Here is a 13,160-nt window from a genome sequence, read left to right as displayed (position 1 = left end):
ATCACCTCCTTTTGTGATTAATGACTGTAGTCACAGTATACAACCTGAAAACAACCTTGTCTATCTACTATTATCTGCTCTCGTTGAAATTACTGCCTTTAGCGCTTATAATTGATAGTAATGGCCGAAAAGAAATCTATTATCCCAAAAACCATCCGGGCAAATATCGTTAAAACTGCTGGTATTGCTGCAATAAAACCGCGCGATCCTGACGAGATATTCGACGAACTATTTCGCGATATCCAGACCACCGAAATCTTTAATGATAACAAAATCTTTATCGACCTAATTCCGAAAAAGAGCCCTCTCCTCATCATGCGTGCCTATCGCCAAGAACGCAAACGGCCAAATTTCAATCTGGCTGACTTTGTTGATCGCAACTTTCGTCATCTCAAAAAGCAACGCCAGCCTGTTCAAACCGAACCGAACAATGACGCAACAAATTACATTGCCGAATTATGGCAGGAACTCACTATTACCAATCGTCGTAACCGCGGATCACTGCTGGCGTTACCGTATGAATACGTCGTACCGGGTGGCCGATTTCAGGAACAGTTCTATTGGGATACGTATTTTATTATGCTGGGACTGGCTCATGAAAAACAATGGTCACTGATCGAAGGTATGATAAAAAATTACACCTATATGATCAGGTGCTTTGGCTTTATCCCGACGGCTAATCGATCGTATTTCCTCAGCCGTTCGCAACCGCCGTTTTTTTCCCATATGATCGAGCTGCTCACAAAACATCGTGGCCAGTATACCATTGTTGAATATCTACCGTATTTGTTAAGAGAACGTCAATTTTGGATGCGCGGCCAGAGCACGCTAAAAAATGAATTTTCAGCGACTAGGCGGGTTGTACGGCTCGAGGATAAAATCCTCCTAAATCGTTATTTTGATAATCGATCATCGCCTCGACCTGATACTTATATCCAAGATATGTCACGCGCCGCCACTACGCCCGAGGATTATCACAACACTATGTACCTGCATTTACGAGCTGCTGCCGAGTCGGGTTGGGACTTTAGCTCGCGCTGGTTTAAAGATCCACAGGATATCAACACCATTCACACCACCGATATTGTACCTATCGACTTGAATTGTCTGCTCTATCATCTAGAATCAATGATTACTAGTGCGTATCGTCTCATTAAACAGGAACGCTTGGCAAAAACCTATGAAACTGCAGCTCGTCGTCGGGCAGTGGCGATCGAACAATATTGTTGGGACGAACAGCGCCAGTTTTACTATGATTATGATTTTGTAAAACGAGAAAAAACTAGTTCAGATACGTTAGCCGCAATCTTTCCGCTCTATGTCGGTATCGCTAGCAAACAACAGGCTGCCGCAGTAGCGCACAAACTTGAAAAAGATTTTCTAAAACCTGGCGGGCTGGTGACAACCCTCGTCGATAATGATCAGCAGTGGGATTCACCAAACGGCTGGGCACCAATGCAGCATGTCGCCATCAAAGGGCTCGAACGTTACGGTTATACCGAACTCGCCGCTGCCGTCCGCGAGCGATGGCTGAGCACAAATCAGCTCGTGTTCGATACGCATCACAAATTTATCGAGAAATACGACGTTATCACACCCGGCACACTAGGCGGTGGTGGTGAATATGAATTACAGGACGGTTTCGGCTGGACTAATGGTGTATTCGAAATACTCTCTAGTGACGACATATAGGCTCTTTACACTGACAGCATAATGATCTATATTTAATCTACCTTGATAGATAATGCCGTAAAGAATCAACCTCTGCAGATCATCATATTTGGTGTCACTGGTGATTTAGCGCGGCGCAAATTATTGCCTGCGCTCTATCACTTGATCCAGTCTAACGATCTGCCAAACAATACCCGAATCATCGGCATCACTCGTCATTCTACTACCGAAAAAGATATTTTGGAGGGCATGACACGATTCATCCCAGAAGCTACCGACCCACGTATTTTGCGCAAGCTCGCACGCATGATTACTATCCACAGAATGGATGTGACTAATGCCAAAGACTACAAAACATTACTATCAGATTTGCGAGAATCAGCAGAATCCGGTTCGCAGCGGCTTTATTATTTGTCCATTCCGGCTCAGGCCTTTTCTGGCATCGTTAGTAATCTCGGACTAACTGGGCATAATAAAAAGTTCCGAACTGAATCCGGACTACCAAAACTGTTAGTTGAAAAGCCGTTTGGTCATGATACCGAATCAGCTAGAACGCTCATTAATCTAACCAAAGAGCACTTTGACGAAGCGCAGATTTTCCGCATCGATCATTATATCGCCAAAGAAACCGCCCAGAATATCCTGACGTTTCGGTTTGAAAATCCACTATTTGAATCAATTTGGAATGCACGCCACGTTGCATCAATCAAGCTTTCAGCCATCGAAACGATTGGCATCGAAGGTCGCGGGGCTTTTTATGATCAAACTGGCGCCCTGCGCGATATTATCCAGAGTCATCTACTACAGGTCCTAGCGCTAATCACGATGGAACGTCCGCTCAATTTCGGCAGCACCGAGATCCATCGCAGTAAACAACGCCTGCTCGATAGTATTATGCCGATCGAAACCGACGAAGTAGCACCCCGTGTAACACGTGGTCAGTACGAAGGCTACCAAGCTGAGGCTAATAGTATCGGCTCGTCGACCGAAACATTTGCCCGTCTAGACGTCACGATCAATAACGAGCAGTGGCGCAAAACGCCGATTACGATACAGGCCGGCAAGGGTCTATCCGATAAATATACCGAGGCGCTCGTTACTTTTCGCCCAACCGAAGATGCTGCTGGTCCAAATGCCCTCATTTTCAGATTGCAGCCCAATGAAGGTATCACGATTGAGTTGCAAGCTAAAAAGCCTGGCACCTCGAACGCCACCGAGACAGTGACGATGGATTTTGATTATAATCGGTCATTTTCCGATCGCCAAGCCGAAGCCTATGAGCGCGTCATCGTTGACGCGATCCGTGGCGACCAGTCGCTTTTTGCCTCGAGTCGCGAAGTTATGACATCATGGAAAATTATTCAGACGATTCTAGACACCTGGCAGTTAAATAGTAGTGATCTACGCATGTATCCGCTCGGCACATCGCCCGATAACCTCTAGCGACCCTATCGACCATCTTTTTATTATGGTAGTATAAACTTATGGTTTATCTACAAAGATCACTTGCTGCTATCGACCGATTCATCAGAACTACACTGAGGGTTCCTTTTCGGTTACACGTTAGATATAAACGTATCGTGTCACCGACTGCGCCAACCTACGTAATGATTCACGGATTAGCCGACACTGGTAATTTATGGCGACCTGTTATCAATATGCTGCCAGACAACGTAAACTATATCGTGTTAGATCTGCTAGGACACGGTGACTCACGGCATTTTTTGGGACAGGTTTATCGTAGTGATTATCAAGCCAGAAATGTCCTCGCGACCTGTCTGACACTAGGTTGTATTGGACCGTATACGTTTATCGGGCATTCTTTTGGTAGCATTGTCGCTATCAAATGCGCCAAACAATACCCTAATACTAAACGATTGATCCTTTGTTCACCACCCCTCTACACTAGATCAATAAGCGATCGACGGCTGGATCTCAACGATACCGAGTCGATACTCTTTGAAATCTACCGCCAAAGCCTCAAGCATCCGAAAGGTACTGTCGCCATATATAACCTCATTAATGCATTGCATCTAGGCGGTCCATCGAAAACAGCCCTTCGCAAGGAAACGTTTTGGGCTTTTAGAGAAACGCTCTACTCTGGTATCATGAATCAGAAAGCCGCCGATGATTTGAAGCGATTGAAATTACCTATCGACATTATTTACGGAAAACTTGATCCGCTCATTATCAGTAAAAATATTACTGCTATCGCCGAACATCGACCAAATATAAAGGTCAAAGCAACGTTGAGTGATCACGCTCTACGTAGTCCTATGGTAAAAGCCATTAAAAATGTACTGGCTAATTCAAATTAGACTATAACTATTCTTTGCTTTCGAGATATTGGCGCATTTTTAGAGCTGCCGTTGCACCATCGCCAACTGCTGCTGCGATCTGCATTGTAGCGCCCTCTCGGACATCACCAGCCACAAACACACCCGGCATAGAGGTTTCTAGATCGGCGTTAGCTTTGACAAAACCATGCTCGTCTAATTCAATGTCGCTACCAGCTAGGAACCATGTATTCGGTATCAAGCCGATAAAGATGAATACGCCGTCGGCATTGACCACGCTCTGTTCGTCGGTCTGCTTGTTACGGATCTTTGCGCCGACAACAACATCATTTTCGGCGATGATTTCATCGACTAGCACATTGGTATGGACGGTAATTTTATCTTTTGCTTCTTCGAGTTTGCGGAGCAAGACTTCCGAGGCACGCAGTTCGCTACGAACCAACAGATCGATATGCGTGGCAAATCGTGTCAAAAATAAAGCTTCCTGGACACCACTATTGCCGCCACCAACTACAATCAATCGCTTTTCTTTGTAAAAAGCACCGTCACATGTAGCACAGTAATGCACGCCTTTTGCAAAATACTCCTCCTCGCCAGGAACGCCGAGTTTACGATGATCGCTACCCGTCGCGATCAAGACCGATCGAGCTAACACTTCATTGTCATCAACTGATAATTTGATCACATCGCCCGATCGCTCGATCTTTTCAACCGTACCAAAATCAATTTTTGCACCAAACCGTTCGGCCTGTTCGCGTAGCTCATCAGCTAGTTTCAAACCTTCGATACCTTGCGCATAGCCAGGATAATTATCGATCCAGTCAGTCGTCGCAGCCAGACCGCCAACAATTGCTTTTTCATATAATACTGTTTCAATTTCTTCGCGGGTTGTATAAATCGCCGCCGTTAGCGCCGCTGGACCAGCACCAATCATTACCACATCGTGAATATTTTGTTCTGCCATAATGTATCTATTATATCACGCGCCTAGCGGCTCTGTGTTTCGAAACGAACGGCTTTGTATGATGAATTATCGTCAATTGAATTATAAATAGACACCGAGTCAATCTGTTTCCAACCATGTGCAATCGATGGCGGCGTGATTTCATTATCGCCCACGCTACCAAAGTACCACACTACCTCGTGCTGTTTCGTAAAAGCATCGAGGTTTTTGATTTTGAACTGGTCATGATCTTTTAGCATATCGAGTGAACCATAGATATATTCAGTCGTTTGATCGAGGAAATAAATCGGATGCTCGTCTCTATTATAGAAAATCGCTTCGTAGAATATCCATGGGTCAGTCGCGATCAGCGGCTCGCCCGGTTTGGCTTTTTCCGCGATGGCCGCAATTAACTCCTTGGTCCGAATCGAAGTACTGCTAATTTTGTTGTAATTGCCATAGTAATAAACTCTGTCGATACCGATACCAAACGACACCAGAATCAAGAGGGTCATCACGATTGGTAGCCATCGTTTTTTGTTACCGTGCGTAATCGCTATGGCCATTAACAAGGCGAGGGCGACAATTGACGTCATGAGATATCGATCGATAAAGGACGACGTCAGCGGTGGCATCGATAGCAGCAACAAAATGAGTGGCGGGACGACAGCCAGACAACTAATTAACAGTATATTTTGCCGATCTTTCTTTGATTCTATATTGCGATACGTTCGATATAGCAACACTATAGATCCAACCACTATCGCAAAATAGAGCAATGCTAGCCACGATTCAACTTTGTTGTGATCCAGATACATTAATATATTTGTAAGATAGTTAGTGAATGTATCTGCCGATATAGTAGGAATCCAAAAGCCCGCCTGCAGAACGCTGAATTGATGAATTGCCGTTGGTAACCAAACTGCAAAAATACCGACCGCGAGTACATGCGTCCAGACCCATGATTTGCTAAAAAAGTTTTTGGCTAGTTTTTTGCCACGGTCACCATCGATTCGCAGGTAAACATATCGCCAGACCCAGTGTGCTAGCCACACTAGTGCAATAAAGTAATGAGTCAGCATACCCGCCACCAGCAACAATCCGTAGGTGATCCAGTATTTGCGACGATTCGTAGCCATGGCTCGAACTAGTACGTAGGTGGCACCTAGGGCGATGGCTGTGACCATCGTATACATCCTTGCTTCATCACCAAAGCGAATCAACATCGGCGACAGGGCGAGTAGCCAGACCCCAATGATCGCAGCCTGGCGGCTAAACAGCTTCTTTAGCAGTAAAAATCCTAGGATAATTGTTACGATCGCGAACACTAGGCTAAACGACCTAAAACCGACCTCGTTCGTACCAAACACCGATGTCCAGCCCTTTATCAGCCAATAATACAGTGGTGGATGCATATCATTCCCCGTATAATGGGCGATTTCTGCAACGTTAAACCGGGTAATATACGCCGTAAACGCTTCGTCAAACCAAATCGACCAGCTAGCTATTCGCGCAGCTGCCAAACCAGCGTAGGTCAAGATCGCGGCGGACAACATTGCGATGTCAATATGTGGCCACGCCATCAATTTACTACCGAAATTTTTGAATCCTTTTACGAGTTTCTTCATAGCTAATTCCATCATAGCATATATCTGATGTGATATAATCCTCTTGTGATTAAATGTAACCGACTGTATGAGATAAACACTGCGACCTACTTGCGGAAATTATCTGCTCGATATGGTCGGACCATTACTCTAGCCAGTATTCCGGATGAAGAAATCGCCAGGATTGCAGATAGCGACTTTGACGCCGTCTGGTTAATGGGCATCTGGCGACGCAGCCGCGCAGCAGTTGAATTGGCGCTAGCAAACCAACCACTAATCAACGAGGCCCGCGCCCTATTACCAGATTTCACGATAGACGATATCGTCGGCTCGGCCTATTCGATCCAGTCATACGAGATAAACGAACAACTCGGCAACGAGGCAGAACTAGCGCAGTTGCGACAAAAATTATCCGCCTATGGATTAGGCCTGATTCTCGATTTCGTACCGAATCACACTGGTTTTGACCACGACTGGATCACGACACGACCGGATAACTATATTATGGGCGATCAGGAACAGCTATCTAATCACCCAGATCAATACCGTCAACGTGGCGATCATATTATCGCTAATGGGCGCGACCCTAAACTCGGTAGCTGGTCCGATGTCGCCCAGCTCAACGCTTTTTCACCGTCATATCGCGAGTCTAGCGTCGAAACCCTGAATCATATTGCCTCGTTATGCGACGGCGTGCGCTGTGACATGGCGATGTTGCTGACCAATGAAATTTTTGCTGGTACGTGGGGTGCGAGTGCTGGTCCAGCTCCCGAGATCGAATACTGGTCAGAAGTCATCTCGGCAGTCCGTAACGTCAATCCAGACTTTTTATTCATCGCCGAATGTTATTGGAAAACCAATGCCTTGCTCCTCGGCCAAGGATTTGACTATTGCTATGACAAGGACCTTTATGATTTATTAGTCAAAGGTTCAGCAGCCGAAATCGTTGATCACCTAGTGAAAACTAATGGTATCGCTGCGCATCAAGTTTATTTCATTGAAAACCACGATGAACCACGTGCCGCGACAGCCTTTACTATAGAAAAGCAAAAGGCCGCCGCCTATATTGTCAACTCGTTGCCCGGTCTCCATTTGGTATACGACGGACAAACGACTGGTTATACGGCTAAAATCCCCGTTCACCTGGGGCGTGAACCGGACCTACCCGTCAACCACAATCTAGCCGACTATTACGATAGGTTGCTACGAAGGTCCATTGATTCTAATCTGACCTGGAGAAATCTCGAGGGTTCTCCAATCCTCATCGGCTCTAATAATATAGGGATACATTCTCTCGTAAACTACAGTAACAAACCCGTCGAAGTTGATATAGCTACACTTTCCATGGATCCAAATAGTTTCAAACCGCTCACTGGATCAGACGAATTGTCATTTAACGACAACACTCTGACGTTAGTGCCGTGGCAAGTAGTGGAAACTCACACTATCTAAGCAGCTGTTTTGGTCTTATATTTGGCTTTACATGCCGTAGTATGAAATAGCAAATCTGGATCAGCTTTACAGGTATCACAAACGAGCATGAGGAGATTGCAGGTCGGTAGGGCGCAGTTTTTGAAATTACTGGTTTTGCCGCCGCAATGGATGCATTCGCCAATTTTTTTGGCGTGGTCGCTAAATTCCGTGGCCATACGGTTGTCAAACACATAGAGCGAGCCTTCCCACAGACCATCATCACCATATTCTTCGCCGTATTTGACGATGCCGCCATCAATTTGATAAACGTCTTTGAAGCCGCGCTTTTTCATCATGGCACTGATCACCTCGCAGCGAATTCCGCCCGTACAATAGGTAATGACTTTTTTGTCTTTGATATCATCGTATTTGTCCGATTCTAGTTCGGCAATGAAATCACGCGAGGTGTTGGTATTTGGTACGATAGCGTTTTTGAACTTGCCAATACTCGCCTCATGCTCGTTACGACCGTCAAAGAACACGATGTCATCGCCATATTTTTCAACCATTTCGTTTACCTGGCGCGGTTTAATGTGTTGACCACCACCAATTACACCGTCCATATCGACATCAAATTCATCTTCGCTATTTTGAAAACCGACTAGCTCTCGACGGTTTTTTACCTTTAGGCGAGGAAAGTCGTCACGAGAACCTTCCGACCATTTAAATACTGTGTTTTTAAATGCCGGATACATTTTAGTTTCTTTGATGTATTCTTTGAGATCTTTCATCTCACCACCCACCGTACCGTTAAGTCCATGAGGCGACACTAATATACGACCCTTTAGATTGAGACGAGTACAGAGAGCTTTTTGCCATAGTCTCACCACCTCTGGATCTGACAAAGGAGCGAATTTATAGTACAGCAATATCTTTTGCATGACTCTATTCTAGCAGTTATTCTGTGGCACCGGCAAATTGGCTGTTGTATAGACCGGCATAAAAACCGTTTTGTTGCATCAAGGAATGATGATCGCCCTGCTCGATCACGTTGCCATCTTTCATGACCAGGATGAGATCAGCATCGCGAATGGTTGATAGCCGATGGGCAATCACAAAACTCGTTTTATTCTTCATGAGGTTATCCATGGCTTTTTGAATCAGCACTTCGGTACGTGTATCGACCGAGCTGGTAGCTTCGTCCAGTATCAACATCGGCGTTTTAGCGAGCATCGCCCGAGCGATCGTCAGCAGCTGTTTCTCGCCCTGGGAAATATTATTGGCCTCCTCGTTCAATTCCATGTCGTAACCTCCCGGCAACGAATGGACAAAGTGATCAACATGCGCTTCTTTGGCGGTGGCGATCATTTGATCCTCGGTTGCCTCCGGAGCGCCATAGGTGATATTGTCACGAATCGTACCACTAAATAGCCAAGTATCCTGCAACACCATGCCAAATAGCTGGCGCACGTCTTCGCGTTTCATATTTTTAATACTAACGCCATCAATCGTAATGTCGCCGCTGCCGACTTCGTAAAAGCGCATCAATAGATTCACCAGCGTCGTCTTGCCGGCACCAGTTGGACCGACAATCGCAATCCGATGGCCTGGTTCGATCGTCGCGGAGAGACCTTTAATCACCGGCTTTTTCGGATCATACCCAAACACGACATTATCGAATACAACTTGACCCTTGATATCTTCGATATTGGTAGGGTTCAAAGCGTCGGCAGACTGCTCTGTCTCATCGAGGAACTCAAATACACGCTCTGCCGCTGCTGCGGTCGACTGCAACACGTTTGCTACATTAGCCGTTTGTGTAATCGGTTGATTGAACTGTTGTACGTACTGGATAAAAGCTTGGATATCGCCAATTTTGATATGACCATTAATGGCTAGCCATCCGCCCACAACAGTAACACCAACATACCCCAAATTACCAATGAGGTTCATCAATGGAAACATCAATCCAGAAAAGAACTGAGCTCGCCAGGCACTATGGTACAGTTTGTCATTAATGGCATTGAATTTTGCGACAGAGGCTTTTTCGCCGTTAAAGACGCGCATCACTTGATGTCCAGCATACATTTCCTCGACATGCCCATTAATGTTACCCAGCAGTTCCTGCTGACGCACAAATTGCACCTGGGACCTCTTTGTAATTATCCTAATAAATATAAAACTAATAGGTAGAACCAGTATAATAATAAGCGTCAGTACCCAGCTAATTGAAACCATCATAGCAGTGATGCCAATAATCATAACGACCGACGTAACAATTTGAGACAAACTTTGATTGAGCGTCTGTGAAATAGTATCGACATCGTTAGTCACCCGACTGAGAACCTCGCCATATGTCCGTTTATCGAAATAACTGAGCGGTAGGCGATTGATTTTACTAGAAATATCACGGCGCAAGTTGTATGTCACTTTCTGGGTGATGTTGGTCATGATCCAGCCTTGGATATAACTAAACAGCGCGCTCAATAGGTAGAGGCCGAGCAGTAAGATCACGATATCGCGGATAGCATCAAAATGAAAACTTGGGCGTGCACTGAGATCAAGCGACTTGATTGAATCTAGCTGGCTGCTGGGGATTTTAGCGAGATCTGACGCTGACATACGGTTGATAATATCTGCGCCAGTCGTGCCTTTGGGCAACGTAGTACCATCAGGCAGTTTTTCCATAATGGTATCGTAGGTCTTCATACTGACATAGTCATCAACTATGTGGTTTGTGGCATGACCCATAATTTTTGGACTGGCGATTGCAAATGCGGTGCTAGCGATAACAAACACCAAAACCACCGTCATCTGCCACCAATATGGCTTTAAATGGCTTGCCAGTTTTTTAATGGTGCCTTTGAAATCACGAGCTTTTTCGACAGGTGCACTGACCGGGCCGCCACCAAATCCACCAAAACCACGCGAACGATGAGATTGAGATTCGGTTTTCTTTTCCATTACTTGGTCTCCTTTCCATTTGTTTCAATGGCAGCGAGCTCCTCGTCTGATAGCTGAGAATAGGCGATTTCCTTATATACTTTGCTCTGTTTCATTAGTTCACGGTGTGTACCTTGACCGACAATCTTACCTTCGTCTAACACAATAATCTTATCGGCATTCATTATGGTGCTAATACGCTGTCCGACGATCAACACCGTTCTGTCTTTGGTCTCAGCTTCTAATGCTTTTCTGAGCGCCGCATCAGTTTTGAAATCAAGCGCCGAGAACGAATCATCAAAAATATAGATCTTTGGCTTGACGGCGAGCGCCCGGGCGATCGACAGGCGTTGCTTTTGCCCACCTGACACATTCGAGCCGCCTTGGGCGATGTCGCTATCGATACCGCCATCTAACTTTTTGATGAATTCGCTGGCTTGCGCAGTTTTAGCAGCTTGGTTTACATCTGTATCCGAGGCTTTGGCATTGCCATAGGCAATGTTACTTTTGACGGTTCCCGAAAACAACACGCCTTTTTGTGGCACGTACCCAATCTGTCCGTAAAGATCTTTGAGGCGCAAGTCCCGCACATCGACACCATCAACTAACACCTGACCAGCTGATACATCATAAAAACGAGGTATTAAACTGATAAGCGTCGATTTACCGCTGCCAGTACTACCGATAAACGCTGTAGTCTGTCCCGGTTCGGCCGTAAAACTGATTCCCGATAGTACCGGGCTGTCGGCATCCGGATAGGTAAAGGTCACATCACGAAATTCAACTCTACCGTGACCATCGTGACTCGGCTTTTTCGGATATTTTGGATCATGAATCGTTGGTTCAGTGTCAATAACTTCGCTGACGCGCTTGGCCGAAACCGATGCGCGTGGAACCATAATAAAAATGATTGAAATCATCAAAAACGACATGATGACCTGAGTAGCGTACTGCATGAACGCCATCATGTTACCTATTTCTGTTGTGCCGCTGCTCACCAATTGTGCGCCAAACCAAACAATGAGGACTAGGGCAATGTTCATGAGTAACATCATAAATGGCTGCAAGATAATCATCAGGCGATTAACAAATAGATTGAGTTTCATCAAATCTCGGTTAGCGGCATCAAACTTTTTCTCCTCAACTTTTTCATTATTAAAGGCTCGCACCACGCGCAGACCTGTCAGATTCTCACGCGTCACAAGATTTAATCTATCGACCATTTTCTGGAGAGCTTTGAATTTGGGCAGGGCAAATATGAATAGGAAAATAATAACCGCTAGTAGAGCCACGACCGAAACGGCTATAATCCAACTAAGTTCAGGTGCGTTCTGAATAGCATTTTGAAGGGCGCCAATTGCCATAAATGGCGCCATTAGCACTAACCTAAAAATCATAACTGTGACTGTCTGAATTTGCTGAATATCGTTTGTTGAACGGGTGATTAATGAGGCAGTAGAGAATTTGTTAAATTCGGCTATAGAAAAACTCTCGACTTTTTCAAAAACTTTTTGTCGAATATCACGTGCAAAACTGGTAGCAATGCGAGCCGCTAGATAACCTACTCCAACTGCTGCAATGCCACCGCCTAGCGTAATTAGTAGCATGAGACCGCCATTTACATAGATAGCATGCATATCCTCGGTGATAATGCCTTCGTTAATAATCTTTGCCATATAATCCGGCAGCTGCAAGTTTGCCATAACTTGTAGGTACGTTAAAATTACTAATGGTATTATCAGCCATATATATGGTTTTAGGTACTTAAATAATTTCATCATCGTTGAATTTCCTTTGTTCTATTTACTAATTTTGCAGTTATAGTTTCTATTTGCTGTAGTTCCTCGTCGGTTAACAGATCAAATAGTTGTGTTATTTGCCTTGCACCACCGCGACGAACACGTCTAAAGTGTCGGAGCCCATTGCGCGATAATTCAACATAAGCAACCCGTCGATCTTTTTCATCCTGTGTCCGCTCGACAAAGCCTTGCTCAATCAAGCTGTCTAGGAGCTGCGTCGCAGCGCTTTTTGATACACCTAGAGCCAGCGCTACCTCACTCATGGTTTTGCGTCCTTCGTGCATCAATAGCATTAAAACTGATGCTTGGGTCATAGTCACGCCAAAGTGCCGGTGAGAAAACCGGCTACCGTGAGAATAGGCTCGCTTGATGGCGTGGAAATTCTTGAATATTGCTTCGATATGTTGTTCGCGATTCATAATTCAGCAGATAGTTTAGCAGCTAAACTATTTCGTGTCAACTATTTTTGAATTAAATATAATAAACC

The 13,160-nt window shown here is 45.2% G+C and carries 10 protein-coding genes; 4 read left to right on the top strand and 6 right to left on the bottom strand.

Going from position 1 to position 13,160, the window contains the following annotated elements; genetic code table 11:
* Positions 1-120: 120 nt before the first annotated feature.
* From IPL44_01525 to IPL44_01515, 3 genes are all read left to right on the top strand, one after another.
* Positions 121-1,692, top strand: a complete 1,572-nt coding sequence (locus tag IPL44_01525) for a trehalase (GenBank protein QQS17700.1) — start codon at positions 121-123, stop codon at positions 1,690-1,692.
* 42 nt (positions 1,693-1,734) lie between these two features.
* Positions 1,735-3,114 carry a glucose-6-phosphate dehydrogenase gene (gene zwf, locus IPL44_01520; protein QQS17699.1) on the top strand — a complete coding sequence of 460 codons (1,380 nt, stop codon included), beginning with the start codon at positions 1,735-1,737 and terminating at the stop codon, positions 3,112-3,114.
* Positions 3,115-3,278: 164 nt separating this feature from the next.
* Positions 3,279-3,989, top strand: a complete 711-nt coding sequence (locus IPL44_01515; GenBank protein ID QQS17698.1) for an alpha/beta fold hydrolase — start codon at positions 3,279-3,281, stop codon at positions 3,987-3,989.
* Between the two features lie 7 nt (positions 3,990-3,996).
* Here IPL44_01515 and IPL44_01510 read toward each other — a convergent pair whose 3' ends face one another.
* Positions 3,997-4,935: an FAD-dependent oxidoreductase gene (locus IPL44_01510; protein QQS17799.1), complete on the bottom strand. Its 939-nt coding sequence runs from the start codon at positions 4,933-4,935 to the stop codon at positions 3,997-3,999.
* Between the two features lie 20 nt (positions 4,936-4,955).
* Positions 4,956-6,539 (bottom strand): glycosyltransferase family 39 protein, encoded by a 1,584-nt coding sequence (locus tag IPL44_01505; protein ID QQS17697.1) that lies wholly within the window; start codon positions 6,537-6,539, stop codon positions 4,956-4,958.
* 45 nt (positions 6,540-6,584) lie between these two features.
* On the opposite strand from IPL44_01505, the gene IPL44_01500 reads away from it, so the two are divergent.
* On the top strand, positions 6,585-7,970 hold the full coding sequence (locus IPL44_01500; GenBank protein QQS17696.1) for an alpha-amylase: 1,386 nt from the start codon (positions 6,585-6,587) through the stop codon (positions 7,968-7,970).
* Here the strand turns inward: IPL44_01500 and IPL44_01495 are convergent.
* The 4 genes from IPL44_01495 to IPL44_01480 all read right to left on the bottom strand — a co-directional run bounded on the left by IPL44_01495 (position 7,967) and on the right by IPL44_01480 (position 13,092).
* Positions 7,967-8,872 (bottom strand): rhodanese-related sulfurtransferase, encoded by a 906-nt coding sequence (locus IPL44_01495; protein ID QQS17695.1) that lies wholly within the window; start codon positions 8,870-8,872, stop codon positions 7,967-7,969. The genes IPL44_01500 and IPL44_01495 overlap by 4 nt on opposite strands.
* A gap of 16 nt (positions 8,873-8,888) precedes the next feature.
* Positions 8,889-10,745 (bottom strand): ABC transporter ATP-binding protein, encoded by a 1,857-nt coding sequence (locus IPL44_01490; protein QQS17798.1) that lies wholly within the window; start codon positions 10,743-10,745, stop codon positions 8,889-8,891.
* Between the two features lie 149 nt (positions 10,746-10,894).
* Positions 10,895-12,655: an ABC transporter ATP-binding protein gene (locus IPL44_01485; protein QQS17694.1), complete on the bottom strand. Its 1,761-nt coding sequence runs from the start codon at positions 12,653-12,655 to the stop codon at positions 10,895-10,897.
* Positions 12,652-13,092 (bottom strand): MarR family transcriptional regulator, encoded by a 441-nt coding sequence (locus tag IPL44_01480; GenBank protein QQS17693.1) that lies wholly within the window; start codon positions 13,090-13,092, stop codon positions 12,652-12,654. Before IPL44_01480 ends, IPL44_01485 begins: the two co-directional genes overlap by 4 nt.
* Positions 13,093-13,160: the final 68 nt, after the last annotated feature.

This window comes from Candidatus Saccharibacteria bacterium (assembly GCA_016699895.1).
Lineage (GTDB): Bacteria > Patescibacteriota > Saccharimonadia > Saccharimonadales > Saccharimonadaceae.
This window is presented reverse-complemented; position numbering and strand designations above follow the sequence as displayed.